Origin of the sequence: Mesorhizobium sp. IMUNJ 23033 (assembly GCF_044778005.1) — a bacterium.
Taxonomy (GTDB): domain Bacteria; phylum Pseudomonadota; class Alphaproteobacteria; order Rhizobiales; family Rhizobiaceae; genus Mesorhizobium; species Mesorhizobium amorphae_A.
Map to the genome: position 1 here is coordinate 22,608 of NZ_JBJACT010000030.1, position 25,152 is coordinate 47,759.

Annotated in this window: 24 protein-coding genes and 1 pseudogene; 18 read left to right on the top strand and 7 right to left on the bottom strand. The window is 63.2% G+C overall.

Going from position 1 to position 25,152, the window contains the following annotated elements:
• The first annotated feature begins 19 nt into the window (after positions 1 to 19).
• Entirely contained in the window at positions 20 to 1,276 is a 1,257-nt protein-coding gene (locus tag ACFX5Q_RS26885; protein WP_404282869.1) for a D-amino acid dehydrogenase, read from the top strand.
• 106 nt (positions 1,277 to 1,382) lie between these two features.
• On the opposite strand, the gene ACFX5Q_RS26890 is transcribed toward ACFX5Q_RS26885, so the two are convergent.
• From ACFX5Q_RS26890 to ACFX5Q_RS26900, 3 genes are all read right to left on the bottom strand, one after another.
• Entirely contained in the window at positions 1,383 to 3,497 is a 2,115-nt protein-coding gene (locus ACFX5Q_RS26890) for a phosphatidylserine/phosphatidylglycerophosphate/cardiolipin synthase family protein (RefSeq protein WP_404282987.1), read from the bottom strand.
• 44 nt (positions 3,498 to 3,541) lie between these two features.
• The gene (locus tag ACFX5Q_RS26895) at positions 3,542 to 3,982 is read right to left on the bottom strand and encodes a hypothetical protein (protein ID WP_006204835.1); all 441 of its coding nucleotides are present in this window, start codon (positions 3,980 to 3,982) and stop codon (positions 3,542 to 3,544) included.
• Positions 3,983 to 4,075: 93 nt separating this feature from the next.
• Positions 4,076 to 4,957: a LysR family transcriptional regulator gene (locus tag ACFX5Q_RS26900; protein WP_404282871.1), complete on the bottom strand. Its 882-nt coding sequence runs from the start codon at positions 4,955 to 4,957 to the stop codon at positions 4,076 to 4,078.
• A 377-nt stretch (positions 4,958 to 5,334) separates the two neighbouring features.
• On the opposite strand from ACFX5Q_RS26900, the gene ACFX5Q_RS26905 reads away from it, so the two are divergent.
• The 3 genes from ACFX5Q_RS26905 to ACFX5Q_RS26915 all read left to right on the top strand — a co-directional run bounded on the left by ACFX5Q_RS26905 (position 5,335) and on the right by ACFX5Q_RS26915 (position 7,920).
• On the top strand, positions 5,335 to 6,831 hold the full coding sequence (locus ACFX5Q_RS26905; protein WP_404282872.1) for a CoA-acylating methylmalonate-semialdehyde dehydrogenase: 1,497 nt from the start codon (positions 5,335 to 5,337) through the stop codon (positions 6,829 to 6,831).
• A 213-nt stretch (positions 6,832 to 7,044) separates the two neighbouring features.
• Positions 7,045 to 7,344: a hypothetical protein gene (locus ACFX5Q_RS26910; protein ID WP_404282874.1), complete on the top strand. Its 300-nt coding sequence runs from the start codon at positions 7,045 to 7,047 to the stop codon at positions 7,342 to 7,344.
• Between the two features lie 261 nt (positions 7,345 to 7,605).
• Positions 7,606 to 7,920 carry a hypothetical protein gene (locus ACFX5Q_RS26915; protein ID WP_404282876.1) on the top strand — a complete coding sequence of 105 codons (315 nt, stop codon included), beginning with the start codon at positions 7,606 to 7,608 and terminating at the stop codon, positions 7,918 to 7,920.
• A 69-nt stretch (positions 7,921 to 7,989) separates the two neighbouring features.
• Here ACFX5Q_RS26915 and ACFX5Q_RS26920 read toward each other — a convergent pair whose 3' ends face one another.
• The gene (locus tag ACFX5Q_RS26920; RefSeq protein ID WP_404282878.1) at positions 7,990 to 8,319 is read right to left on the bottom strand and encodes a nuclear transport factor 2 family protein; all 330 of its coding nucleotides are present in this window, start codon (positions 8,317 to 8,319) and stop codon (positions 7,990 to 7,992) included.
• 156 nt (positions 8,320 to 8,475) lie between these two features.
• On the opposite strand from ACFX5Q_RS26920, the gene ACFX5Q_RS26925 reads away from it, so the two are divergent.
• Complete coding sequence (locus tag ACFX5Q_RS26925; protein WP_404282989.1) at positions 8,476 to 8,799, top strand: winged helix-turn-helix transcriptional regulator; 324 nt, start codon at positions 8,476 to 8,478, stop codon at positions 8,797 to 8,799.
• Positions 8,800 to 8,810: 11 nt separating this feature from the next.
• Here the strand turns inward: ACFX5Q_RS26925 and ACFX5Q_RS26930 are convergent, their stop codons facing one another.
• Entirely contained in the window at positions 8,811 to 9,470 is a 660-nt protein-coding gene (locus ACFX5Q_RS26930; protein WP_404282880.1) for a GntR family transcriptional regulator, read from the bottom strand.
• A gap of 100 nt (positions 9,471 to 9,570) precedes the next feature.
• Between ACFX5Q_RS26930 and ACFX5Q_RS26935 the strand changes: the two genes are divergently transcribed.
• Genes ACFX5Q_RS26935 through ACFX5Q_RS26945 form a run of 3 tightly spaced genes read left to right on the top strand, consistent with a single transcriptional unit; the run spans position 9,571 to position 12,847 of the window.
• Positions 9,571 to 10,464: a dihydrodipicolinate synthase family protein gene (locus tag ACFX5Q_RS26935; protein WP_404282882.1), complete on the top strand. Its 894-nt coding sequence runs from the start codon at positions 9,571 to 9,573 to the stop codon at positions 10,462 to 10,464.
• Between the two features lie 46 nt (positions 10,465 to 10,510).
• Positions 10,511 to 11,830 (top strand): NAD(P)/FAD-dependent oxidoreductase, encoded by a 1,320-nt coding sequence (locus tag ACFX5Q_RS26940; RefSeq protein WP_404282884.1) that lies wholly within the window; start codon positions 10,511 to 10,513, stop codon positions 11,828 to 11,830.
• A 15-nt stretch (positions 11,831 to 11,845) separates the two neighbouring features.
• Positions 11,846 to 12,847: a 4-hydroxyproline epimerase gene (locus ACFX5Q_RS26945; RefSeq protein WP_404282886.1), complete on the top strand. Its 1,002-nt coding sequence runs from the start codon at positions 11,846 to 11,848 to the stop codon at positions 12,845 to 12,847.
• Here ACFX5Q_RS26945 and ACFX5Q_RS26950 read toward each other — a convergent pair.
• Positions 12,840 to 13,748, bottom strand: a complete 909-nt coding sequence (locus tag ACFX5Q_RS26950) for a LysR substrate-binding domain-containing protein (protein WP_404282887.1) — start codon at positions 13,746 to 13,748, stop codon at positions 12,840 to 12,842. The two genes, ACFX5Q_RS26945 and ACFX5Q_RS26950, sit on opposite strands and share 8 nt — an antisense overlap.
• Positions 13,749 to 13,847: 99 nt before the next feature.
• Here ACFX5Q_RS26950 and ACFX5Q_RS26955 point away from each other — a divergent pair, with 99 nt between their 5' ends.
• The 10 genes and pseudogenes from ACFX5Q_RS26955 to ACFX5Q_RS27000 all read left to right on the top strand — a co-directional run bounded on the left by ACFX5Q_RS26955 (position 13,848) and on the right by ACFX5Q_RS27000 (position 24,487).
• Positions 13,848 to 14,234 (top strand): ectoine synthase, encoded by a 387-nt coding sequence (locus ACFX5Q_RS26955; protein ID WP_192182011.1) that lies wholly within the window; start codon positions 13,848 to 13,850, stop codon positions 14,232 to 14,234.
• Positions 14,235 to 14,241: 7 nt separating this feature from the next.
• Positions 14,242 to 14,331 (top strand): annotated as a pseudogene (locus tag ACFX5Q_RS26960) (proline racemase family protein); the annotation flags it as partial.
• A 349-nt stretch (positions 14,332 to 14,680) separates the two neighbouring features.
• Positions 14,681 to 15,583, top strand: coding sequence for a branched-chain amino acid ABC transporter permease (locus ACFX5Q_RS26965; RefSeq protein WP_404282889.1), 903 nt, complete (start codon positions 14,681 to 14,683; stop codon positions 15,581 to 15,583).
• A gap of 4 nt (positions 15,584 to 15,587) precedes the next feature.
• Positions 15,588 to 16,982: a high-affinity branched-chain amino acid ABC transporter permease LivM gene (livM, locus tag ACFX5Q_RS26970; RefSeq protein WP_404282891.1), complete on the top strand. Its 1,395-nt coding sequence runs from the start codon at positions 15,588 to 15,590 to the stop codon at positions 16,980 to 16,982.
• Positions 16,982 to 18,076, top strand: coding sequence for an ABC transporter ATP-binding protein (locus ACFX5Q_RS26975; RefSeq protein ID WP_404282893.1), 1,095 nt, complete (start codon positions 16,982 to 16,984; stop codon positions 18,074 to 18,076). The genes livM and ACFX5Q_RS26975 overlap by 1 nt, the downstream gene beginning before the upstream one ends.
• The gene (locus ACFX5Q_RS26980; protein ID WP_404282894.1) at positions 18,076 to 18,804 is read left to right on the top strand and encodes an ABC transporter ATP-binding protein; all 729 of its coding nucleotides are present in this window, start codon (positions 18,076 to 18,078) and stop codon (positions 18,802 to 18,804) included. The genes ACFX5Q_RS26975 and ACFX5Q_RS26980 overlap by 1 nt, the downstream gene beginning before the upstream one ends.
• 17 nt (positions 18,805 to 18,821) lie before the next feature.
• The gene (locus ACFX5Q_RS26985; RefSeq protein ID WP_404282896.1) at positions 18,822 to 19,169 is read left to right on the top strand and encodes a DUF6867 family protein; all 348 of its coding nucleotides are present in this window, start codon (positions 18,822 to 18,824) and stop codon (positions 19,167 to 19,169) included.
• Positions 19,170 to 19,306: 137 nt separating this feature from the next.
• Positions 19,307 to 20,425, top strand: coding sequence for a branched-chain amino acid ABC transporter substrate-binding protein (locus ACFX5Q_RS26990; protein WP_404282898.1), 1,119 nt, complete (start codon positions 19,307 to 19,309; stop codon positions 20,423 to 20,425).
• 177 nt (positions 20,426 to 20,602) lie between these two features.
• Entirely contained in the window at positions 20,603 to 24,061 is a 3,459-nt protein-coding gene (gene pyc, locus ACFX5Q_RS26995; RefSeq protein WP_404282900.1) for a pyruvate carboxylase, read from the top strand.
• 165 nt (positions 24,062 to 24,226) lie between these two features.
• Complete coding sequence (locus tag ACFX5Q_RS27000) at positions 24,227 to 24,487, top strand: DUF2312 domain-containing protein (RefSeq protein ID WP_006204859.1); 261 nt, start codon at positions 24,227 to 24,229, stop codon at positions 24,485 to 24,487.
• Between the two features lie 222 nt (positions 24,488 to 24,709).
• On the opposite strand, the gene ACFX5Q_RS27005 is transcribed toward ACFX5Q_RS27000, so the two are convergent.
• Positions 24,710 to 25,063: a hypothetical protein gene (locus tag ACFX5Q_RS27005; RefSeq protein ID WP_404282902.1), complete on the bottom strand. Its 354-nt coding sequence runs from the start codon at positions 25,061 to 25,063 to the stop codon at positions 24,710 to 24,712.
• Positions 25,064 to 25,152 lie beyond the last annotated feature (89 nt).

Here is a 25,152-nt window from a genome sequence, read left to right on the forward strand (position 1 = left end):
CGTCGTGGAGAGTGATGCGATGAAGATCTTCGTGTTGGGCGGCGGCGTGATCGGGGTCACCACTGCCTATTATCTCGCCGAGGCCGGCCATGAGGTGACGGTGTTCGACCGCCAGAAGGGGCCGGCGCTGGAAACAAGCTTCGCCAATGCCGGCGAGGTCTCGCCGGGCTATGCCTCGCCATGGGCGGGGCCTGGCATTCCGCTGAAGGCGATCAAATGGCTGCTGATGAAGCATGGCCCGCTGGTGGTGCGGCCCGCCTTCGATCCGCATATGTGGACATGGCTGCTCAAGATGCTGCGCAATTGCACGGCCGAGCGCTACGCGCTGAACAAGTCGCGCATGGTGCCTTTGGCCGAATACAGCCGCGATACGCTGAAGGCGCTGCGCGCGGCGACAGGCATCGCCTATGACGAGCGGACCAAAGGCACGCTGCAGCTGTTTCGCACGCAAAAGCAGCTCGACGGCACCGGCGGCGACGTCGAGGTGCTGAAGAAATACGGCGTCCCCTACGAACTTCTCGATCCCGAAGGCTGCATCGGAGCCGAGCCGGCACTGGCCAACGTGCGCGGCAAATTCGTCGGCGGCCTCAGGCTGCCCGGCGACGAGACCGGCGATTGCAAGATGTTCACCGACCGCATGGCCGAGCTCTGCGTAGCGCGCGGCGTGACCTTCGAATACGGGACGACGATCTCGTACATCGTCAGGACCCGCAATCGCATCAAACACATCAACACCGACAAGGGCGGACGATCGGCTGACGCCTATGTGATGGCGATGGGCAGCTATTCGGCCCAGTTCATGCGCAAAGTAAAGCGGCCGATCCCGGTCTATCCGGTCAAGGGCTATTCGATCACGGTGCCGATCAAGGACGCCGACGCGGCACCCGTCTCGACTGTGATGGACGAGACCTACAAGGTGGCGATCACCAGGCTTGGAGACCGCATCCGCGTCGGCGGTACGGCGGAGATTTCTGGCTTCGATCTCAGGCTGCACGAAACGCGCCGGCGCACGCTCGAGCATTCGGTCGGCGATCTGTTTCCGGGCGGCGGTGACCTCAAGGCGGCGAGCTTCTGGTGCGGCCTGCGGCCGATGACGCCGGACGGGCCGCCGCTGATCGGCCAAAGCGAATTGTCCAACCTCTACCTCAACACCGGCCACGGCACGCTCGGCTGGACCATGGCCTGCGGCTCGGCCAGGGTGCTGGCCGACATCATCTCCAACCGGGTGCCGGAGATCAACGCCCGCGACCTCAGCCCAGACCGCTATCTGAAGTAGCTTTTGAGCATGATATTTACCGAACCTTCGGTTCGAGATCACGCTTATCTCTTTGTTTGATGCAATCCCGGACGGAAAACCGCTTCACACTTTTCCTGGAATTGCTTCAGAACGCCTGCTTCACCCAGCCTTCTGAGAACAGCAGCCGGTAGGCCCAGGGGATCGTCACGTTGGTGGATACCGGGTTCGAATGGGCGAGATAGTCGTCATAGATCGGCTTCATGCGGCGATAGAAGGCGGGATCGAGCACCATCATGCCGTTTTCCGAGTCGTGGAAGAAGCTGCGGTTGTTGAGGTTGACCGACGAGATCGTAACCAGCCTTTCGTCGATCATCATGATCTTGGAATGCAGCACGACGTCCGGCGCCTTGAATTCGCGGATGTCGATGCGGTCGCCATACTTCTCGACGAACAGCTTGTTGAGCGCGGTGAGGAATTTGCCGCCGATGTCGCCCTTGAGGTCGATGCGGCCGACGATATCGATCTTCACGCCGCGCGCCAGCGCCCGGTCGAAGGCCAAAGCGAGCTTCGGCGTCAGATTGAGATAGGGATTGACGATCTGGATGTGATGCTCGGCGGTGTCGATCAGCTCGACGAAATAATTCTCCAGCGCATGCCCGTCCTCATAGGGCACGGAAATGAAATGCCGCGCCACGCCTGACGGAAGCCGGCTGCCTGAGCGGACGGGGATGGAGAACGGCCGGGAGATGTTGGTGTCGGCGTCGTGCAGCCACAGGGTCGAAAGATGCGCGGCGAGCGTTTCGACTGTTGCCGGGTCGGCGATCTCGATGTCGAAGTCGCTCCAGTTCGAGTAGTAGTTCAGCGAGAAGCCGTCGGTCTTGCCGTATTGCTGCAGGTAGGGGTAGCGCGACAGGTCGACCGGCTTGTGGAACAGGAAGCCGTCATGAATGTTGCGGCCTCCGATGATGACGCGTGAGCGGCCGGGATCCGCGGCCAGCGTCGCCAGCATCTTGACGTGATGGGTCTTGTGCAGCTGCGACAGCTGCTCGTCGATCGGCGCGCCGCGGTCGGCCTTCCAGCGGTATTCCTGCAGTTCGACATTGGGGAATTCGGCCGCCAGCCGGTGCAGCATGGCGTCGTCCTTCTCGCGCTCGAGCACGTCGGTCACCATGATGCGCAACTTGGTGCCCAAAGCGGCGTGGTGGCGGATCAGCCGCTCGATGATGCGTCCGGAAAAATCCGCCTTGAACTCCAGCGACGACAGATAGATCAGCCTGAGCTTTGGCGCGTGCGAGAAATCGAGCGGCAACTCCGGGTCGCCCTTGTCGAAGGCGCTGTCAGGCAGCGTCGCGCCCAGCAAGGCTTCGACCTTGGCGTTAAAACCGTCGCGCGATTTGCGCAGCAGGCGCGGCTTAGCGAGCGGCATCGCGCAGCTCTGCGACAGCCAGCGGCTGGCGTAGAAGACGCGGTCGAGTTCCTTCAGCCCCGCCGGATCAGGTTCCGGGCAGCGCTCGTATAGGCTGTCGAGTGCGGCAAGCGCCGGATCGGCGGTCTCTTCGCGCAGGATGGTGAGCGGCGCGCCGGCCGGCGCCAGGCTGGAGCGGATTTTCAAGTCGCAGCGGTTCAGGGTCTCGTCCGGAAACAGGCTGATCGAGGTGTCGCTTGCCGGCAGGCGGAAGCTGAAGGCCGCACCCCGCTCTATGGTGCGGGAGCGGCCATCGGCGCGGATCGCCAGCGCCCCGTCGCAGGTGCCGCCAATGTCGACCGCCTTGGCGCCGGCCTGGCGCAGCGCGATCTCGACCGAGCGGGACTGCAGGCCGGAAAAGGTGAACGTCTTCGCCTCGGAAGGCCGAGCCGCGGCATCGACATAAAGCGTCTGCCGCGACGCCCGCCAGCGCGCCGTGAAGTGGCCTTCGCCGGGTTTGCCGTGCGTCGGCGGTACCTGTGTCGCGGCGACAGGCTTTGCCAGCCGTTCCAGCGTCCGGTATGTCGCCTGGAAGTCACTGTTGGCGATGTCGTGGCGGTCGTGACCGAAGGGGCCTGTGCCGTTCGCCCGGTCCATGGCACCGATCTCGTTGTGGGCGAGCAGCGCCAGGAACTGCTTCTCGTAGTCGCTCTCGCCAGGGCCGCCGAAATACTGGGCAGCCGCGATGTCCGGTCCAGGCGCCTTGGCCGACAGGGACGGGCGCGTGCAGGTGTTTTCGCCGGGAAAGAAATCGCATGTGCCGCGATGCGGGCCGGCGCAACCGGCCAGCGCCATCCACGCCAGCCAGAGCAGGGCCAGGCATCCAGTATTACGCTTACTCACCCTGTCGCCCCGTTCATCGCCTTGAGCTGGGCGGGATCGCGCGGCGGCATGAAGCCCTGCGGAAACACCTTGCAGACGGGGACAGCGAAGGTGGCGATCAAAAGCTCGGCCTCGTTGCGCATTTTCCGTGGAGCCGAATTGTCGTCGCGGATCGTCCTTGCCGAGGCGACAAGCGCGCCATCGCAATCGCAATGATCGTGGCGGGCGATGTAGCAGGCGTCATGGGTCTGGCAGGCGGCATCGAGGCGGTCGACCGGCCTCAACGACAGGTCGCCGCTACGCGTGCCCGGGCCGCAATAATTGCCGAAGACGAAAGGTGAGGGGCGGGCCAGGGCATAGCGGATCGGTTTCGGCAATTCCGCTTCGGGCACCTTGGTCCAGGGGTTGGCGCAGCCCGATAGGAAAACCAGCGGCAGGATGGCAAGAACGGCTCGCATTGTTTCCGCGCCAGCTTTCGAAAATGGTCCACCCGCGCTTGCCGCTCGGTGGCGGATGCCACACTGGCCGATTTTGTGGCAAGGGCAAGGCGCTCAGACGAACAGCGTTCGCTCCCGCTCCACCACCTTTGTAATGAAGCCGGCGACCACCTGGACACGGCGCAGCGGCCTCACCGATTCGTGATAGACCAGCCAGTAGGCGCGGCGGATAGGGGCCACGATGTCGACGGGCACCAACTCCGGCATGGAGCGGGCGACGAAAGTGTGCAGGATGCCGATGCCGGCGCCGGAGCGCACCGCCTCGGCCTGGCCGAGCGCCGAGGAGATGGCGAAGCTGGTGCGCCAATCGGCGCTGAACTCGGCCGCATAGTCGAGCGAGGGGCTAACGATGAGGTCGGGCACGTAGCCGATCAGCGTATGCTGGCCAAGCGCGGCTGCCGTTTGCGGCAGGCCATGCGCCTCGACGTAGGTGCGCGAGGCAAACAGGCCGAGCGTGTAGTCGACCAGCTTGCCCGCGACCAGCCGGCCCTCGGTCGGCCGCTCGACGGTGATGGCGATGTCGGCCTCGCGCCTGGACAGCGAGAACGAGCGCGGCACAGGCACCAGCTGGATGGTGAGTTCGCGGTGGAGTGTCGTCAGCTGGCCGAGGTGCTTGGCCAGGAAGGCGACGCCGAAGCCGTCGGGCGCGCCAATGCGCACCGTGCCGGAGATGTCGTCGCCTTCGCCGGCCACGGTCGAGCGCGCGGCGATCATGTCGCTCTCCATGCGCTCGGCAATGTCGAGGAAGCGTTCGCCCGCCGGCGTCAACTCACTGCCGGTGGTCAGCCGGCGAAAGAGCTTTGTCCTGAGCGCGTCCTCGAGCGCGGCGATGCGGCGCGAGACGGTGGCGTGGTTGAGTTCAAGGCGCTTTGCCGCGCCAAGGATCTGCCCGGCGCGAGCCACGGCGAGGAAGATGCGGACGTCATCCCAGTTCATGGGGGTGGTCCGTATGATGATGGTCGACGTTGCGTTCCTTCGCGCCCCCCTCTGTCCTGCCGGACATCTCCCCCTCTAGGGGGGAGATTGGCGGTTTCGCCGGCAGCTCCCAATTGCCAACCTTTGTGATTGGCGAAAGCAGAGATGACAGCTCAATCTCCCCCCTGGAGGGGGAGATGTCCGGCAGGACAGAGGGGGGCGTGACGAAGCTCAACGTTGGAGTTCCTGTGACGACAAGCACACCCTATCATTTGCGGCAATTGATGCACAGACACCCAGCGCTATCTATTTCCCGCACAACGGTTGCGTTCTGGCTCGCGTTGCCATCGCCCCGACAAAGGCGGACAATGGCTCATCCAAAACAAGGGAGAGAGATCATGATCGAATACGGTCATTACATCGGCGGCAAGCATGTCGCCGGGACCAGCGGCCGCAAGCAGGATGTCATGCAGCCGATGGACGGCTCCGTGCGTGGCACGGTGGCACTGGCTTCGCAGGCGGAACTGCGCGCTGCGGTCGAGAACGCCAAGGCGGCGCAGCCGAAATGGGCCGCCACCAACCCGCAGCGCCGCGTCCGCATCCTGATGAAATTCCTCGAACTGGTCGCCAGGGATTATGACCAGTTGGCCGACATCCTGGCGCGCGAGCACGGCAAGACCATCGCCGACGCCAAGGGCGACATCCAGCGCGGCCTCGAAGTGGTCGAAGTCTGCATCGGCGCGCCGCATATGATGAAGGGCGAATTCACCGACGGCGCCGGCCCCGGCATCGACGTCTATTCGATGCGCCAGCCGCTCGGCGTTGTCGCCGGCATCACCCCGTTCAACTTCCCGGCGATGATCCCGCTGTGGAAGATCGCGCCGGCCATCGCCTGCGGCAACGCCTTCATCCTGAAGCCTTCCGAGCGTGATCCGGGCGTACCGATCCGCATTGCCGAACTGTTCCTCGAGGCCGGCCTGCCGGCCGGCATCCTCAACGTCGTCAATGGCGACAAGGAAGTGGTCGACGCCATCCTCGACGATCCGGACATCAAGGCCGTCGGCTTCGTCGGCTCGACGCCGATCGCCCACTACATCTATTCGCGCGGCACCGCAGCCGGTAAGCGCGTGCAGTGCTTCGGCGGTGCCAAGAACCACATGATCATCATGCCCGACGCCGACATGGACCAGACCGTCGACGCGCTGATCGGCGCCGGCTATGGCTCGGCCGGTGAGCGCTGCATGGCGATCTCGGTGGCTGTGCCGGTCGGCAACGACACCGCCAACCGGCTGATGGAAAAGCTGATCCCGCGCGTCGAAAGCCTGAAGGTCGGCCCGTCGACGGATTCATCCGCCGATTTCGGCCCGCTGGTGACGGCGCAGGCGCTGGAGCGGGTCAAGGGCTATGTCGACATCGGCGTCAAGGAAGGCGCCAAGCTGGTCGTCGACGGCCGCGGCTTCTCCATGCAGGGTTACGAGAACGGCTACTATATGGGTGGCTGCCTGTTCGACAACGTCACCGCCGACATGCGCATCTACAAGGAAGAGATCTTTGGGCCGGTGCTCTCGGTGGTGCGCGCGCCGACCTACGAGAACGCCATCAAGCTCGCCAACGACCACGAGATGGGCAATGGCGTCGCCATCTACACCCGCGACGGCGACGCGGCGCGCGACTTTGCCTCGCGGGTCCAGGTCGGCATGGTCGGCGTCAACGTGCCGATCCCGGTGCCGATCGCCTATTACACCTTCGGCGGCTGGAAGGCGTCGTCCTTCGGCGACCTCAACCAGCACGGCGCGGATGCGTTCCGCTTCTACACCAAGACCAAGACGGTCACCTCGCGCTGGCCGTCCGGCATCAAGGACGGCGCGGAATTCGTCATTCCGACGATGAACTGATCCGTTTCGAATATCGACAATCAAAGGCCCGGCCAAGAACCGGGCCTTTTGCTTTCTGGGATTACGGATCGCGGCCAGTATCTGCCGGAATGCTAATGTGATGGAACCATGCGGGCAGCGGTGATCTTACCTCGCTAAGCGCCGCCGCGGAGGGCCGGCGGATCGATGGCGGTGGCGATTGTTTCGAGCGTCACCGGTGCAAGGAGGTGTGAGATGGTACGTCTCACGGCAATGATGCTTTGCGTGGCGACGGCGGCGTCCTTTGCCACCCCAGCTGCGGCGGCCGAACAATGCGCGGCGCGCGCCGACATCGTCAGGGCGCTCGGCGACAAGTTCCACGAAAGCGAAACCGCACGCGGCCTGGTCAATCCAAGCGTCATCCTTGAGGTCTTCGTTTCCGAGCAGGGCACCTGGACGATCCTTGCCACCGACACGCAAGGTCAGAGTTGCGTCATCATGGCGGGCGAAGGTTGGGACGGTGCGACGATGGTGGCTGCCCTGCCGGGTACCTGAAGGTTTTCCAAGGCTGTTGCGGCATGGCCAGACCGCGACTGTCTTTCGGATCTAAAAGGGAACAAGCGGGCGGCGCCCGCTTGTTATTTTCCTTGGCCAGCACCATATATGGAACATAGCGGGAACATCCGCTGGACGGCAGACCGGAACACAGAAAGGAGCGACGCGATGATGACGTCGGAACCGGCCTGGGTCGCCCCGGCAAAATGAGGCCGTCAACCACCTCTTCTTGCCGGGACGCGATGGCAAAGGAGGTGCTTTATGGCACGCAAATCTCTGTCAGCTTGGGTGAAGACCCTGGTTCTTGCCGGTGCACTGGCGATGGGTACGAGTGCCGCCAGCGCCCAGTACCAGTTCTGCGTTGAGCACGGCGTTCTCGTCGCGCATCTGAGCGAGAATTTCCAGGAAAAGCAGTTTGCGTTCGGGCTGATCGGTCAGACCGCGATCATGGAAGTCTTCGTCGCCAAGAGCGGAACCTGGACGATCGTCGTCACCGATGTCGCCGGCACAAGCTGCATCATCGCGGCCGGCAACAATTGGGAAAACGTGGTGGCCCAGCCCGGCCACGATGCGTGACGGAACGAGCGCTGTGCCTTGCGCGCCCGCCGTCAAAGCCGATGAACAATGGCCTCGCCGGCAGCATCGTCATGCGCCGATCTCCAACCGCGTGATCCCTTCGTCGGCCAGCGTGAAGTTGTAATGGAGTGTCGCCGGACTGCCGGGGAAATTGCCCGACACGATGCCGGCGACCCGCCATGCATGGCCATCGACCGTCGCGCCGGCAACCTCGACCGTCACCCGATATTTGCGTGTGGTTGCTTCCATCCAGTCACGGATGGCGGCTGCCCCCTGATGGGTTTCGCCTTCATCACGGACCGTTGCGTTCGGTGAGAAGGGGATGAGCATTCCGTCGATGTCATGCCTGTTCTTGGCGGCAAAATAATCCACCAGTGGCTGGGGCAGTTTCATGGTCATGGGCTCGTCTCCGGTTCCGATTGCCACTGTCGACCTGACGGCCGCGGCGCTTGTCCGGTTCCTAAAATGAGATATGCTGAAGAAATGACAAGAACCGACGAAAAAGTAAGGTACTTACCTGAAAGTAAGGACGGGCCCGAAGGTAAGGTCGAGGTGCTGACGCCGTTGTCAGCGGCGAGTGGCGTCGAGAATGTGCTGCGTATTCTGGAGGGCCGTTGGAAACTGGTGATCCTGTTTCACCTGTTCGGCGGCAAGGTGCTTCGCTTTTCCGATCTCGAACGGGCGATCCCGGCGATCTCGCAGAAGATGCTGATCCAGCAGCTGCGGCAGATGGAGGCCGACGGCATCGTACGCCGAATCGTGCATCACCAGGTGCCGCCGAAGGTCGAGTACTGCCTGACCGACTGGGGCCAGGCGCTATGCCCGGCTCTCGACGCCTTGTTGAAATGGGCGGCGCAGAAGGAGCCGGCCGAACGCTGATTCCGATTCGTCTATCGCGTCGCCGCCGTCTCGGCATGGCCACGCAGCAGCGCCATCAGCCGCTTGGCGTCCTTTGCTGCTCCTTCCTCGTCGCCATCGAGGATCGAGCGGATCAGCGCGACATGGTGCTCGGCCGATTCGGCGAGCCCGGTATCGGCCTTGTAGCGGAACCAGAAGCGGCGGCTGTGGGTCTGCAAGGGTGCGGCAAGCCGCGCCGCGAACGGGTTGTCGGCGGCCTGCGCAAGCGCCTCGTCGAGCGCCTTGTCGGCCTGGATGAAGGCCAGCACATTGCCCGAAATCACCGCCTTCTGCATGGCAAGGGCGGCTTCGTGAAACAGGTCGGCCGCCTCGCGGGTGACGAAGCGTGCGGCCGAGCGGGCGAGCACCACCTCGACGCCGCGACGCGCGTCGAGGACGCGCAGCCAGTCGCCGGGATGGAGCGGAGCAATCGCGATGCCGGCACGTGGCCGGACATCGAGCAGTCCTTCCCAGGCCAGGCGCTGGATCGCTTCGCGCACCGGCGTGCGGCCGAGGCCGAGGCGTTCGATCAGCGCGCCTTCGGTGACGAAACTGGCCGGCGCCAATTCGAGCGTCACGATCATGTGCTCGAGCATGCGATAGGCTTTTGCCGCCGCTGGCTCGTAGCCAGATATATCATCCCACAATGCCATCGCGCCCTCTGATATATTTTAGATATATCATAACAGATTCCGCATTGACAGCGGGTTTCTTGTCAAATATATCACTGATATATCAGATGGAGAGATAACTATGTGGACCGGAGTTTTCCCCGCCGTCACGACCAAATTCACCGAGGACGACCGCCTCGACCACGCCGAGATGGAGCGCTGCTTTGCACTACAGATGGAGGCCGGTTGCGACGGCATCATCGTTTGCGGCTCGCTCGGCGAAGGGCCGATGCTGTCGCATGACGAGAAGATCGAGGTGCTGAAGACGGCACAGAAGGTCGCCGGCAAGAAGCCGGTGCTGCTGACGGTCAACGAGGCCGGCACCCGCGAGGCGGCCAGCATCGCGCGCCGCGCCGCCAAGGAAGGCGCCAACGGACTGATGGTCGTGCCGAGCCCTATCTATCACACCAATGAGGAAGAGACGGTCGCGGCGCTCCGCGCCGTCGCCGAGGCCGGCGACCTGCCGGTCATGATCTACTCCAACCGGCTCGCCTACCGCGTCGACGTTACCGTCGACCAGATGGAGGAACTGGCGGCCGACAAGCGCTTTGTCGCCATCAAGGAATCCTCCGACGACATCCGTCGCTCGACTGAGATCATCAACCGCTTCGGCACACGCTACGACCTGTTCACCGGCGTCGACAATCTCGCCTTCGAGGCACTGTCGGTGGGCGCCATCGGCTGGGTGGCCGGGCTGGTCACCGCCTTCCCGCGCGAGACGGTCGCCATCTACCAGCTGATGAAGCAGGGTCGCCGCGAGGAGGCTCTCTCCATCTATCGCTGGTTCCGGCCGCTGCTCGACCTCGACGTGTCGACCTATCTGGTGCAGAACATCAAGCTGGCGGAAGTGTTTGCTATTCAAACCAACGACCGCGTGCGCATGCCGCGCCAGCCGCTGTCGGGCGAGCGCCGCAAGGCGGTCGAGAAGATCGTCAAGGACGCATTGGCAGTGCGGCCGAAGCTGCCGCAGTTATAAGTAATCTCTTAGAAGATGGCGGCAGCTGATAAGGGGTAGCGCCCACGTGCAAGGAAATTCCAAATCGGCAGAAGAAGGGCGCAGCCCCTCATCCGCCCTTCGGGCACCTTCTCCCCGTGAACAGGGAGAAGGTGAAGACATCGCCATCGTCGGTGGCGGCATCATCGGCATCTGTGCCGCCGCCTATCTCACCGAGGCGGGGAGAAACGTCACGATCTTCGATCGGACCGGCATTTGCGAGGAGACGAGTTCCGGCACTGCCGCCGCCTTCGCCTTTTCCGACGTGCTGCCGCTCGCGCACAAGGGCATGATCAGGCAATTGCCGAAATGGCTTGCCGATCCGCTGGGGCCGCTCAGCATTCCGCCCGCCTATCTGCCGAAACTCCTGCCCTGGCTGTTCCGCTTCTGGCGCGCCGGGCGGGCCGATCTCTACGAAGCCAGCCTTGCGGCGCAGGTCGGCATGATGCGGCTTGCCGAGGCGGAATGGATGGGCCTGCTCGATCGCTCCGGCACGCGGCCGATGCTGCGCGAGGACGGCTCGCTGGAGTTCTACGAGAGCGAGGCCGAGTTTCGCGCTTCGCTGCCGAGCTGGGCGGCGCGCGAGCGCTTCGGCATCGGCTTCCGCCATGTTGAGGGCGAGGAACTGGCGGGGCTGCAGCCAGGCCTGTCGCCGCGTTTCGTCAAGGCCACGTTCGTGCCGGGATGGAAAACCGTCGCTGATCCCAAACTACTCGGCAAGGCGGTCTGGGCCTATGCCGAGGGTCTTGGCGCCCGCTTCGAAAAAACCCGGATCGAGCGTGTCGATGCGGGCCAGGACGGTGCGACGCTGACGCTTGCCGATGGCACCACGCGACGGGCAAGGCAGCTCATCATCGCCGCCGGAGCATGGTCGCATCTGCTAGCGAAAAACCTCGGCGAGCGCATCCCGCTGGAGACCGAGCGCGGCTACAACACGACGCTGCCGAAGACCGCTTTCGACGTGAAGCGGCAACTGATCTTCTCCCGCCATGGCTTCGTCATCACGCCGCTCGAAACGGGCTTGCGCGTCGGTGGCGCGGTCGAACTCGGCGGCATCGAGCGGCCGCCGAATTTCGCCCGCTCGAAGGCCATGCTGGAAAAGGCGAAAGCCTTCCTGCCCGGACTCGATCCGGCCGGCGGTCGCGAATGGATGGGGTTCCGGCCGTCGCTGCCGGATTCGCTGCCGGTCATCGGCGGTGCCCGGAACAGCGCATCGGTCTTCTATGCCTTCGGCCACGGCCATCTTGGCCTGACCCAGTCGGCGGCCACCGGCCGCTTGATCCGCGATCTGGTTCTCGGGCAGACTCCGCCGATCGATCTCGCTCCCTTCAGTCCACAACGGTTTTGAGTTCCAGGAGACGTCATGGCCAAGCAATCCTTCTTCTGCATCGACGGCCATACCTGCGGCAATCCGGTGCGGCTGGTCGCCGGCGGCGGGCCGCTGCTCCAGGGTTCGACGATGATGGAGCGGCGCGCGCATTTCCTCGCCGAATATGACTGGATCCGCACCGGGCTGATGTTCGAACCGCGCGGCCACGACGTGATGTCGGGCTCGATCCTCTATGCGCCGACGCGCGAGGATTGCGACATCGCCATCCTGTTCATCGAGACCTCGGGCTGCCTGCCGATGTGCGGCCACGGCACCATCGGCACGGTGACGATGGCGATCGAGCACGGGCTGATCAAGCCGAAGACACCGGGCGTGCTGAGGCTCGACACGCCTGCCGGCCTGGTCATCGCCGAGTACAAACAGGTCGGCGAGTATGTCGAGGAGGTGCGCATCACCAATGTGCCATCCTTCCTCTATGCCGAGGGCCTGACGGTGGAATGTCCGCAGCTCGGCGAGATCAAGGTCGACGTCGCCTATGGCGGCAATTTCTACGCCATCGTCGAGCCCCAGGACAATTACCGCGACATGGCCGATCATTCCGCCGGCGACCTCATCGCCTGGAGCCCGGTGGTGCGGCAACGGCTGAACGAGAAGTACACATTCGAGCATCCCGAGAACCCGGGCATCAACCGGCTGTCGCACATGCTGTGGACCGGCAAGCCGACGCATCCTGAAGCGGATGCGCGCAATGCCGTCTTCTACGGCGACAAGGCGATCGACCGCTCACCTTGCGGCACCGGAACCTCGGCGCGGATGGCGCAGCTTCATGCCAAGGGCAAGCTCAAGGCCGGCGACAGCTTCGTGCATGAATCGATCATCGGCTCGCTGTTCAAGGGCAGGGTCGAAAAGGAAGCCAGCGTCGCGGGCAAGCCGGCGATTATCCCCTCGATCGGCGGCTGGGCGCGGATGACCGGACTGAACACCATCTTCATCGACGACCGCGATCCGTTCGCGCATGGGTTCATCGTCAAGTGACGTCGATTGGGCCGGCCTGAGATTGTTTGTCGGCTGAAACCTCCTGGCGAAACCAGTCGGCGAATTTGAGCGCTGCCGGTGAGGCTTGCGCCGACATCGTCAGGAAGTAGCCCTTGTCGCGGTTTGTCGCGACCTCCGACAGAACGATCAGGTCGCCGCGCCTCAACTCGTCGCGAAAAACCTCGACCGGACAGAGCGCCACGCCGTGACCGGCGATGACCGCCGTGGCAAGAATGTTGAAGTCGGCAAAAACCGGTCCGTTGCCCACATCGACCCCGGGCAGTCCGGCCTCCAGAAACCATTCACGCCAGCCCTGGCGAGTCTCGTCGTGCAGAAGGTCGGCGACGGCGATGCCGGCCGGCGTGCGCAGATGCTCCCTGCGTGCGAGATAGTGCGGGCTGCATACCGGCCGATTGAAGCGTGAAAACAGCTTTAGGCTGGTGACGTCGGGAGATGGATCGGCACCGAGCGTGATCAGCACGTCGTTCTGGTCGTCGCCGAGCCTCTCGTCGGCCTTGGCGTAGGCGACCCTCATGCCGATACCGGGATGACGCGCGGTGAAGTCCGACAGACGCGGCACCAGCCAGCGGCTGGCGATGGATGGAATACAGCCCACGGACAACGTCTCAAGCCCGGCATTGCGCCGTATTCGGCGGCACGTGGCGCCGAGTTCGGCAAGCGCGCCGCTCGCCGAGGCTAGCAGGAGCACCCCCGCTTCCGTCAGGCGGACCTTGCGGGCATCCCGGTGAAAGAGCGAGACGCCCAGCCATTCCTCGAGCCGCCTGATCTGGTGGCTGATGGCGGGATGGGTGACGTGAAGCTCTTCGCCGGCAGCCGAAAAGCTCAGATGGCGGGCAGCCGCCTCGAAAGCGCGAACGGCATTCAGTGGGATGTAGTCCATCTGTAGAATTTACTAACATATCGTGTGAGAAGCAATCATTTGAAATCCTGCCTTCGCTGCGGCATTCGTTGGCCAACTATGCCTTTGGAGAGAACGATCGTGTTTACAAGACAACTGACTGATGTAGAAAAAACTGACTTCTTCGTCGATTGGGGCAATGGCACAAGCCATCGCCTGCTGACGCAGCAGGACGGCATGGGCTTCACCGTCTGCCATACCATTGTGCGCGCAGGCAGCGAATCTCGCCTGCACTACCGGAGGCATTTCGAGGCCTGCTACTGCATCGCCGGCGCGGGCGAGGTCGAAGACATGTCCGGCCAGGTGCACCGAATCGAGCCGGGCACGATCTATGTGCTCGACGAACATGACGAGCACTATTTGCGTGCGGACGCGGCCAGCGACATGGTCCTGGTCAGTGTATTCAATCCCCCGTTGAACGGCACCGAGCGGCACGTTCTCGGTCGGGATGGCGGCTCGGCTTACTGACCCTTGCCGCACGATCATCCCCTCTATCGGCGGCTGGGCGCGCATGACCGGACTGAACACCATCTTCATCGACGACTGCGACCCGTTGGCGCATGGTTCGTCGTCAAACAGGGAGAATCCTGACCAAGCGGAACAGCAGGAGCGCAAACGGGACGGCCTTGGCCGGCGCAACGATCCTGCCCATCACCTAATTTTGACGGCGATTTCTTCGAAATGGGGTGCATGATACGGCTGAATCGTCAAAGACATTGCGTTATGCCAATGATAGGGTCCGCGATAGTCCAGGGGTCGGGTAGCGAAAAAACGGGCAATCGGATGGCGTGCCGGCAAAACACGTTCGACGATTGAAAAATCACGTTGCAATCCGGGCTCGAAACTTTACGACTAGGGGAAATACGAAAAGGAATGCGTCCACAAAGGCGACATTCCAGGGGAGCCACGGCAGTATGCAGTACTTCGTCCAGCAGCTTATCAACGGGCTGACGCTGGGATCGATCTATGGGCTGATCGCAATCGGCTATACGATGGTCTACGGCATCATCGGCATGATCAATTTCGCCCATGGCGACATTTTCATGGTCGGCGCCTTCACCGCCCTCATCGTCTTTCTCATCCTCGGCGCGATGTTCTATTCAGTGCCGGTCGTCATCGCCCTGCTGATCATGATAATCGTGGCGATGCTTCTGACCAGCCTCTACAACTGGACCATCGAAAAGGTGGCTTACCGGCCGCTGCGCGGCTCGTTCCGGCTGGCGCCGCTGATCACCGCGATCGGTATGTCGATCGCGCTGTCCAACTTCGTCCAGGTGACGCAAGGGCCGCGCAACAAGCCGATCCCGCCGCTGGTGTCCAAGGTCTACACGATCGAGGGCGTCAGCGTGTCGCTGAAGCAGATCATCATCGTTCTGGTCACGGCAATCCTGCTGGCGATCTTCTGGTATCTCGTCAACAAGACCTCGCTTGGCCGGGCGCAGCGCGCCTGCGAGCAGGACCGCAAGATGGCGGCACTGCTCGGCATCGACGTCGACCGTACCATCTCCATCACCTTCATCATGGGCGCGGCCCTTGCCGCCGTCGCCGGCACGCTGTTCCTGATGTATTACGGCGTCGTGGTGTTCTCCGACGGCTTCGTGCCGGGCGTGAAGGCCTTCACCGCAGCCGTGCTCGGCGGTATCGGTTCGTTGCCCGGGGCCGTGCTCGGCGGGCTGTTGATCGGCTTCATTGAAAGCATGTGGTCGGCCTATTTCTCGATCGACTACAAGGACGTCGCCGCCTTCTCCATCCTGGCGATCGTGCTGATCTTCCTGCCTTCCGGCATTCTGGGCCGGCCAGAAGTCGAAAAGGTCTGAGCTCATGGCAGTCACCGTTTCCCCGGAGCGCGACGTCGTCGCCACTCCCGTGCAGCGCGCTTTCCGCGAGGCGCTCTATGCCGGCGCCATCGCGCTCGGCCTGTTCGTGTTGTTCATCGGCCTGAAGACCGACCAGAACATCTCGAACGAGCTGATCCTGGTGCAACGCTGGGTCCTCCTTGCCATCGTCGTCATCGCTACCGCCGTCGGTCGCTTCGTCTATGTCGGCTATGCGCAGCCGGCGCTGGAACGGGCCAAGGCGCAAAAGGCCGCGGCGCCAGCGGCGGCCGCAACTGCGCCCGGCTTCGTACGCCGAAACTTCAACCAGATCGGCGTTGCCGTGCTGTTGCTGTATCCGGTGGTGATCGTGCTTATGTTCGGCTTCCAGGGTTCGCTGAAATGGGTCGACAATTTCGGCATCCAGATCCTGATCTATGTGATGCTGGCCTGGGGGCTGAACATCGTCATCGGCCTCGCCGGCCTGCTCGATCTCGGCTATGTCGCCTTCTATGCCGTCGGTGCCTATGCCTATGCGCTGCTCGGCACGCATTTCGGCCTGTCGTTCTGGATTCTGCTGCCGGCTGCCGGCCTGATGGCCGCGTTCTGGGGCGTGATGCTCGGTTTTCCGGTGCTCCGGCTGCGCGGCGACTATCTGGCGATCGTGACGCTGGCCTTCGGCGAGATCATCCGTCTGGTGCTGATCAACTGGCGCGAGGTGACCAACGGCTCGGCCGGTATCTCCGGTATCCCGAAAGTCACGTTCTTCGGCCTGATGTCGTTCAACGTTTCTGACCCGAACTACATCGCCAAGGTTTTGGGCATCGCCCAGTCGGGCGCCTACTACAAGATTTTCCTCTATTATCTGATCCTCGGGCTCTGCTTCCTCACTGCCTTCGTCACCATCAGGCTGCGCCGCCTGCCGGTCGGCCGCGCCTGGGAAGCGCTGCGCGAGGACGAGATCGCCTGCCGCTCGCTCGGCATCAACACCACCACCACCAAGCTCACCGCCTTTGCCACCGGCGCCATGTTCGGTGGCTTCGCCGGCTCCTTCTTCGCCGCGCGGCAAGGCTTCGTCAGCCCGGAATCCTTCGTCTTCCTGGAATCGGCGATCATCCTGGCCATCGTCGTGCTTGGCGGCATGGGGTCGCTGGGCGGCATCGCGGTGGCGGCGCTGGTGATGATCGGCGGCACCGAAATCCTGCGCGAGCTGAACTTCCTCAAGGTGGTGTTCGGTCCCGACTTCACGCCGGAACTCTACCGCATGCTGTTGTTCGGCATGGCCATGGTCATCGTCATGCTGTGGAAGCCGCGCGGTTTTGTCGGCAGCCGTGAGCCAACCGCCTTCCTCAAGGAGCGAAAAGCGGTATCGGGCTCCTTCACCAAGGAAGGTCACGGCTGATGAGTGCGAGCCCTTCCACGAACGACTTCATCCTGCAGGTCGAACATTTGTCGATGAAGTTCGGCGGCCTGATCGCCATCGGCGACCTGTCCTTCCAGGCCAGGCGCGGCGAGATCACCGCGCTGATCGGCCCGAACGGCGCCGGCAAGACCACCGTGTTCAACTGCATCACCGGCTTCTACAAGCCGTCGGAAGGCATGATCACGCTCAACCGGATTGACGGCTCGAGCTACCTGCTCGAGCGCTTGCCGAACCACGAGATCCCGGCACGCGCCAAGGTGGCCCGTACCTTCCAGAACATCCGCCTGTTCTCGGGCATGACGCTGCTGGAGAACCTTCTGGTCGCCCAGCACAACAAGCTGATGAAGGCGTCCGGCTATACAATGCTTGGCCTGTTCGGTTTCTCGAGCTACCGCAAGGCATCGACGGAATCGATCGACCTGGCCAAGCACTGGCTGGAGAAGGCCAACCTCGTTGATCGCGCCGACGATCCCGCCGGCGATTTGCCCTATGGCGCGCAGCGGCGCCTGGAAATCGCCCGCGCCATGTGCACGGGGCCGGAGCTTCTGTGCCTAGACGAGCCGGCCGCCGGCCTCAATCCGAAGGAATCGGCGGCACTCAATGAACTGTTGATGGACATCAAGAAAAGCACCTCGATCCTTTTGATCGAGCACGACATGTCGGTGGTCATGCAGATTTCCGACCATGTCGTGGTGCTCGAATACGGGCGCAAGATCTCGGACGGCAGTCCGCAATCGGTGCGCACCGACCCGCGCGTCATCGCCGCCTATCTCGGCGTTGACGATGAGGAGGTCGAGACGGTGCTGATCGAGGTCGGCGACGAGGACGTCATCGAGCAGCTGGACACCGGCCCCGACGCCGCGCACGGCCCGGGCACGTCGTCTTCGTTTCTCGCCGGACCGGTGACCGACACGATCGGCCATAGCGAGGGCGAGCGCGTCACGGTGTCGAAGGGCGCCTCGAAAGCAGAGCAGGTCGATGCAAAGGCCAACGCCGCGCCAAGAACGCCTGCCAAGCGGGCCACGGCCAAGCCGACCGGGTCGACACCCAAGCCGCGCGGAGGGCGTAAGTAATGGCCGGTACAACGCTGCTCGATATAAAGGGCGTCGAGACCTACTACGGCAACATCCGGGCGCTGAACGGCGTCGACGTCAGCGTCAACCGGGGTGAGATCGTGGCGCTGATCGGCGCCAACGGCGCTGGCAAGTCGACGCTGATGATGACCATCTTCGGCGCGCCGCGGGCTCGCGCCGGCACGATCACCTTTTCCGGCACCGACATCACGCAGATGCCGACGCACGAAATCGCGCGCATGCGCATCGCCCAGTCGCCGGAGGGTCGCCGCATCTTCCCGCGCATGACGGTGATGGAAAACCTGCAGATGGGCGCCAGCCTCGACAACCTCAAATATTATGATGAGGATGTCGAGAAGGTGTTCACGCTGTTCCCGCGCCTGAAGGAGCGCATCGCCCAGCGCGGCGGCACGCTATCGGGCGGCGAGCAGCAGATGCTGTCGATCGGACGCGCGCTGATGGCGCGGCCGAAGCTGCTCCTGCTCGACGAGCCGTCGCTGGGGCTGGCGCCGCTGATCGTCAAGCAGATCTTCGACGCCATCCGCGAATTGAACCGCACCCAGGGGCTGACCGTGTTCCTGGTCGAGCAGAACGCCTTCGGCGCGCTGAAGCTCGCCACCCGGGGCTACGTCATGGTCAACGGCAATGTGACGATGAGCGGCACCGGCAAGGAGCTGCTCGCCAATCCGGAAGTGCGCGCCGCCTATCTCGAAGGCGGGCACCACTGAGTTCAGGAGACATCATCATGCAGGGCATTCTCTACGAGGAACCCTCGATCTGGCAGTTCTTCTTCGTCACCTGCCTGCTCGGCGGCTGGGCCGCATGGATGACGGGCAAGGCGAGTGCGCAGACCTGGCGCAGCTTCTTCCAGCTGTTCCTCTACATGCTGGGCCTCGGAATCGGCATCAGGTTCATCCATCACGCGCTGTTCGACGGCACGATGTTCTCGCTGCGTTACTACATCGTCGATACAATCGTGCTGATGATACTGGGCTTCATCGGCTACCAGTACACGCGCACCAACCAGATGGTGACGCAGTATAATTGGCTTTACGAAAGAGCATCGCTTTTGAGCTGGAAACCGAAGGGTTGACGTTCATGATTAACGCCGCTTCGGGGATGAATCGGCGTGACAAGTGCCTGAAAATCGGCAAACTGAGCTTTCTGCGATAAGGGTGGGCATCGCATGAAAGTGTCATCCACGCCCACTCCGTAAATGGGAGCGTTTATATGAAAAAGTCACTCTTGTCCGCCGTGGCCCTGACCGCGTTCATCGCGTTCAGCGGCAGCGCGTGGGCTGACATCCTGATCGGCGTCGCCGGTCCGATCACCGGCCCGAACGCCGCTTTCGGCGCCCAGCTGCAGAAGGGCGCAGAGCAGGCCGTCGCTGACATCAACGCGGCCGGCGGAGTCCTCGGCCAGCAACTCAAGCTGAGCGTCGGTGACGACGTGTCGGATCCGAAGCAGGGCATCTCGGTCGCCAACAAGTTTGTCGCCGACGGCATCAAGTTCGTCGATGGCCACTTCAATTCGGGCGTCTCAATTCCTGCGTCGGAAGTCTATGCCGAAAATGGCATCCTCGAGATCACGCCTGCCGCGACCAATCCGAAGTTCACCGAACGCGGCATGTGGAACACGTTCCGCACCTGCGGACGCGACGACCAGCAGGGCAAGGTTGCCGGCGACTATGTCGCCAAGAACTTCAAGGACGCCAAGATCGCGCTCATCCATGACAAGACGCCTTATGGCCAGGGCCTTGCCGACGAAACCAAGAAGGCGCTCAACGGCAATGGCGTCACCGAAGCCATGTATGAAGGCATCAATGTCGGCGACAAGGACTTCTCGGCGCTCATCGCCAAGATGAAGGAAGCCGGCGTCACCGTCGTCTATTATGGCGGCCTGCACACCGAGGCCGGCCTGATCATCCGCCAGCTCGCCGACCAAGGCCTCAAGGCCCAGTTCATGTCCGGCGACGGCATCGTCTCGAACGAATTGGCCTCCATCGCCGGCGACGCCGTCGAAGGTACGCTGATGACGTTCGCTCCCGATCCGCGCAAGAACCCGAACGCCAAGGAGCTCGTCGAGAAGTTCCGCGCCGCCGGTTTCGAGCCGGAGGCTTATACGCTCTACTCCTACGCCACGATACAGATCATCGCGGCGGCTATCACCAAGACCGGCTCGGCCGACGATGCCCAGAAAGTCGCCGAGACGATCAAGTCGAGCGGCCCCTGGACGACGGCCATCGGCGACATCGGCTATGACGCCAAGGGCGACATCACCCGCCCGGACTACGTCATGTACACCTGGAAGAAGGGTGACGACGGCAAGTACTCCTACTTCGAGCAATAAGCCGACAAACGTCTGAAACCGGAGAATGCCCGGCGCGCCGCGCCGGGCATTTTTCGTTGCTGGCGCGAACAAACCATTTAAATCGGTTTAGATGTCGCGCGAATCCGTTTGCACTGCAGCATTTTCACGTTAATCATTGCGGCAGCCCCCATCCTCTCCGCCTTTGGAGCGCAGTCCTTGGCCATCACGAAAATCCTTGTCGCCAACCGGTCCGAAATCGCCATCCGCGTCTTCCGCGCGGCCAACGAGCTTGGCCTCAAAACCGTGGCGATCTGGGCCGAAGAGGACAAATATTCGCTGCACCGCTTCAAGGCCGACGAAAGCTACCAGGTCGGGCGCGGGCCGCATCTGGCCAAGGACATGGGGCCGATCGAAAGCTATCTGTCGATCGAAGAGGTGCTCCGCGTCGCCAGGCTGTCGGGCGCCGACGCCATCCACCCGGGCTACGGGCTGTTGTCAGAAAGCCCTGAGTTCGCCGAGGCCTGCGCCGAGGCCGGCATAACCTTCATCGGACCCAAGCCGGAGACCATGCGCCGGCTCGGCAACAAGGTCGCGGCGCGCAATCTGGCAATCGAGGTCGGCGTGCCGGTCGTGCCCGCCACCGAGCCGCTGCCGGACGACATGGAGGCAGTCAAGGCGCTCGCCAAGACCATCGGCTATCCGGTGATGCTGAAGGCATCGTGGGGTGGTGGCGGCCGCGGCATGCGGGCCATCCGCTCAGAGGCCGATCTCGCCCGCGAGGTGATGGAAGGCAAGCGCGAGGCCAAGGCCGCCTTCGGCAAGGACGAGGTCTATCTCGAAAAGCTGATCGAGCGCGCCCGCCATGTCGAGGTGCAGGTGCTGGGCGACACGCATCGCAACGCCGTGCATCTGTTCGAGCGCGACTGTTCGATCCAGCGCCGCAACCAGAAGGTCGTCGAGCGCGCGCCGGCGCCCTATCTGAGCGAGGCGCTGCGCCAGGAGCTGTGCGGCTATGCGCTGAAGATCGCGCGCGAGACCGCCTATATCGGCGCCGGAACGGTCGAGTTCCTGCAGGACGCCGACACCGGCAAATTCTACTTCATCGAGGTCAATCCGCGCATCCAGGTCGAGCACACCGTCACCGAGCAGGTGACCGGCATCGACATCGTCAAGGCGCAGATCCACATCCTCGACGGCTTTGCAATCGGCACGGCGGAATCGGGCGTGCCAGCGCAGAAGGACATAAGGCTGAACGGCCACGCGCTGCAGTGCCGCATCACCACGGAAGACCCCGAGCACAATTTCATCCCGGACTATGGCCGCATCACCGCCTATCGCGGCGCCACCGGCTTCGGCATCCGCCTCGACGGTGGTACTGCCTATTCGGGCGCGGTCATCACCCGCTTCTACGATCCGCTGCTGGAGAAGGTGACCGCGTGGGCGCCAACGCCCGCCGAGACGATCGCCCGCATGAACCGTGCGCTGCGCGAATTCCGCATTCGCGGCGTGGCTACCAATCTCACCTTCCTCGAAGCGATCATCAATCACCCGAGCTTCGCCGACAATTCCTACACGACCAAATTCATCGACACGACGCCGGAACTGTTCCAGCAGGTCAAGCGGCAGGACCGCGCGACCAAGCTGCTCAATTATCTGGCCGATGTCAGCGTCAACGGCCATCCCGAGACGCGCGGCCGCCCCATGCCCAAGGCCGATGCGGCGGCACCGGTGGTGCCCTATCTCAACGGCAAGGTGCCTGGCGGCAGCAAGCAGAAGCTCGATGCGCTCGGTCCGGAGAAATTCGCGGCCTGGATGCGTGCGCAGAAAGAGGTTCTGGTCACCGACACGACGATGCGGGACGGACACCAGTCTCTGCTCGCCACCCGCATGCGCACGCATGACATCGCCGGTATTGCCGGCACCTATGCGCGGGCGCTGCCGCAATTGCTGTCGCTCGAATGCTGGGGCGGTGCGACCTTCGACGTCGCCATGCGCTTCCTCACCGAGGATCCATGGGAGCGGCTGTCGCTGGTGCGCGAGGCGGCGCCCAACCTTTTGCTGCAGATGCTCCTGCGCGGCGCCAACGGCGTCGGCTACACCAACTACCCCGACAATGTCGTGCAGTATTTCGTCCGCCAAGCGGCTAGCGGCGGCGTCGACCTGTTCCGCGTCTTCGACTGCCTGAACTGGGTGGAGAACATGCGCGTGGCCATGGACGCGGTCGGCGCCGAGGGCAAGCTGATCGAAGCCGCGATGTGCTACACCGGCGACATACTCGATCCGGCGCGGGCCAAATACGACCTCAAATATTATGTCGGACTGGCGAAGGAATTGCAGGCCGCCGGCGCCCATATCATTGCGGTCAAGGACATGGCCGGGCTGCTGAAGCCGAGTGCCGCGCGCGTGCTGTTCAAGGCGCTGCGCGAGGAAACCGACCTGCCGATCCATTTCCACACGCATGACACTTCGGGCCTGTCGGCGGCGACGGTGCTGGCGGCGGTGGAAAGCGGCGTCGACGCCATAGACGCAGCGATGGACTCTTTCTCGGGCAACACCTCGCAGCCTTGCCTCGGTTCGATCGTCGAGGCGCTGAAGGGCACCGAGCGCGACCCCGGTCTCGACCCGCAATGGATCCGCAACATCTCGTTCTACTGGGAAGCGGTGCGCAACCAGTATGCCGCGTTCGAGAGCGACCTCAAGGGACCGGCTTCGGAAGTTTACCTGCACGAGATGCCGGGTGGACAGTTCACCAACCTCAAGGAGCAGGCGCGCTCGCTGGGGCTCGAAACACGCTGGCACGAGGTGGCGCAGACCTATCACGACGTCAATCTGATGTTCGGCGACATCGTCAAGGTGACGCCGTCGTCCAAGGTCGTCGGCGACATGGCGCTGATGATGGTGAGCCAGGATCTGACCGTCGCCGATGTCGAGAACCCGAACAAGGACATCGCCTTCCCGGACTCGGTGGTGTCGATGCTGCGCGGCGATCTCGGCCAGTCGCCTGGCGGCTGGCCTGAGAAGCTGCAGAAGAAGGCGCTGAAGGGCGACAAGCCGATCACGGCGCGGCCGGGTTCACTGCTCAAGCCGGCCGATCTCAAGGCCAGCCGCAAGGAGATCGAGCAGAAGCTCGAACGCAAGCTCAGCGAATACGAATTCGCTTCGTGGCTGATGTATCCGAAAGTGTTCTCCGACTTCGCCGCCACGCAGGAGATCTACGGGCCGGTCAGCGTGCTGCCGACTCCGACCTATTTCTACGGCATGAAATCGGAAGACGAGATCTTCGTCGACATCGAAAAGGGCAAGACGCTGGTGGTGCGCTGCCTGGCGATCGGCGACGTCGACGAGAAGGGCATGGTCACCGTGTTCTTCGAGCTCAATGGCCAGCCGCGCCGCGTGAAGGTTCCGGATCGCGCACATGGCGCGTCGGCGGCCAAGGCACGGCGCAAGGCCGAGCCGGGCAACGAGGCGCATGTCGGCGCGCCGATGCCGGGCGTGGTCTCCGCGCTTGCCGTTGCCGCCGGTCAGGCGGTCAAGGCCGGCGACGTGCTGCTCTCCATCGAGGCGATGAAGATGGAAACGGCGCTGCATGCCGAACGCGACGGCACCGTTGTCGAGGTGCTGGTCAAGGCCGGCGACCAGATCGATGCCAAGGATCTGCTGATTGCGTTTGGATAAGATCGCGGCGGCGCCGTCGGGAGGCGCTGTCTGCGGCTGGCAGCAACCCTTCGTGTCGCATCGATAACGGCTTGACCCGCGCCGCCCGCTCGGGCATCGAACCCGCTCGAATTTGCCGCGGCGAGAATCGCCTGATCGCGGCGCCGAAACGACGTGGAGAAAAAGATGGCCGACGACATCACCGAGACCAGCCAGACTGTTGCCGCCGGCCAGTTGCGCGCCTTCATCGAACGCATCGAGCGGCTCGAGGAAGAGAAGAAGACGATTTCCGACGACATCAAGGAAGTGTTCGCCGAGGCCAAGGGCACCGGCTTCGACACCAAGGCGATGCGGTCGATCATCCGGCTTCGGAAAAAGGATCAGGCCGAGCGGCAGGAAGAGGAAAGCATCCTCGACCTCTACAAGGCCGCTCTCGGCATGGTCTGAGACTGGTTCGCTTTTCTTTTTAGGCTTGAGCCGATTACCTTCGCGCATGACCCGCGCGGAATAGTCTGCCGAGCGCTTCGAAGCGCGCTGTCGCGCCGGAGGCCACAGGAAGGGGCTATCCCGGCGATAGAGTCGAGCCAGGCGCAGATCTCGGCGAGTTCTGCCAGGAGCATCTCTGGACTTAGCTCCAATGCCCTACTTCAAAGTAGCCGCTGCACGTGTTCAAATTCCATGTTCACCAGCCGCCACGGCTGGTGCCCGGACTTTGGAAGGAGCAGCGCGATGGCAGGTCTCTGGCAATTTGCATCGGCGGCGCTTGCTGCATCGGCGCTCATGGCATTGACGGCGCAGGCAGCGCCGGTGTTGCCGCGAGCGCCGGCAAATCTCTTCGCAGGCGAGGGCCATCCTTGTCGGCACGAAATCCGTATCGACTTCGAAATCGTCCAGCTCGTCGAAATCGACGTCGAAGAGCTGCTCCGGCGGCTCCTGCAGCAGTGACAGGGATCGCGACCGCGACAGAAATACAAACGGCAGCACGTCGACCAGCACCAGCACCTCGACGAGCTCGTCCAGCAACTCGAATTCCAATTCGAACTCGAACTGATCGAACCCGTCTCATCGCTCCAGAGCCCGCTTCTCGTGACGGCAACGCAAAGCGGCTGCGT

Excerpts from the sequence above, each read along its gene's own strand:
- ACFX5Q_RS26885 (WP_404282869.1), top strand. The coding sequence starts at position 20 with ATGAAGATCTTCGTGTTGGGCGGCGGCGTGATCGGGGTCACCACTGCC.
- ACFX5Q_RS26890 (WP_404282987.1), bottom strand. The coding sequence starts at position 3,497 with ATGGCGCTGGCCGGTTGCGCCGGCCCGCATCGCGGCACATGCGATTTC.
- ACFX5Q_RS26895 (WP_006204835.1), bottom strand. The coding sequence starts at position 3,982 with ATGCGAGCCGTTCTTGCCATCCTGCCGCTGGTTTTCCTATCGGGCTGC.
- ACFX5Q_RS26900 (WP_404282871.1), bottom strand. The coding sequence starts at position 4,957 with ATGAACTGGGATGACGTCCGCATCTTCCTCGCCGTGGCTCGCGCCGGG.
- ACFX5Q_RS26905 (WP_404282872.1), top strand. The coding sequence starts at position 5,335 with ATGATCGAATACGGTCATTACATCGGCGGCAAGCATGTCGCCGGGACC.
- ACFX5Q_RS26910 (WP_404282874.1), top strand. The coding sequence starts at position 7,045 with ATGGTACGTCTCACGGCAATGATGCTTTGCGTGGCGACGGCGGCGTCC.
- ACFX5Q_RS26915 (WP_404282876.1), top strand. The coding sequence starts at position 7,606 with ATGGCACGCAAATCTCTGTCAGCTTGGGTGAAGACCCTGGTTCTTGCC.
- ACFX5Q_RS26920 (WP_404282878.1), bottom strand. The coding sequence starts at position 8,319 with ATGACCATGAAACTGCCCCAGCCACTGGTGGATTATTTTGCCGCCAAG.
- ACFX5Q_RS26930 (WP_404282880.1), bottom strand. The coding sequence starts at position 9,470 with ATGGCATTGTGGGATGATATATCTGGCTACGAGCCAGCGGCGGCAAAA.
- ACFX5Q_RS26935 (WP_404282882.1), top strand. The coding sequence starts at position 9,571 with ATGTGGACCGGAGTTTTCCCCGCCGTCACGACCAAATTCACCGAGGAC.
- ACFX5Q_RS26945 (WP_404282886.1), top strand. The coding sequence starts at position 11,846 with ATGGCCAAGCAATCCTTCTTCTGCATCGACGGCCATACCTGCGGCAAT.
- ACFX5Q_RS26950 (WP_404282887.1), bottom strand. The coding sequence starts at position 13,748 with ATGGACTACATCCCACTGAATGCCGTTCGCGCTTTCGAGGCGGCTGCC.
- ACFX5Q_RS26965 (WP_404282889.1), top strand. The coding sequence starts at position 14,681 with ATGCAGTACTTCGTCCAGCAGCTTATCAACGGGCTGACGCTGGGATCG.
- livM (WP_404282891.1), top strand. The coding sequence starts at position 15,588 with ATGGCAGTCACCGTTTCCCCGGAGCGCGACGTCGTCGCCACTCCCGTG.
- ACFX5Q_RS26975 (WP_404282893.1), top strand. The coding sequence starts at position 16,982 with ATGAGTGCGAGCCCTTCCACGAACGACTTCATCCTGCAGGTCGAACAT.
- ACFX5Q_RS26980 (WP_404282894.1), top strand. The coding sequence starts at position 18,076 with ATGGCCGGTACAACGCTGCTCGATATAAAGGGCGTCGAGACCTACTAC.
- ACFX5Q_RS26985 (WP_404282896.1), top strand. The coding sequence starts at position 18,822 with ATGCAGGGCATTCTCTACGAGGAACCCTCGATCTGGCAGTTCTTCTTC.
- ACFX5Q_RS26990 (WP_404282898.1), top strand. The coding sequence starts at position 19,307 with ATGAAAAAGTCACTCTTGTCCGCCGTGGCCCTGACCGCGTTCATCGCG.
- ACFX5Q_RS27000 (WP_006204859.1), top strand. The coding sequence starts at position 24,227 with ATGGCCGACGACATCACCGAGACCAGCCAGACTGTTGCCGCCGGCCAG.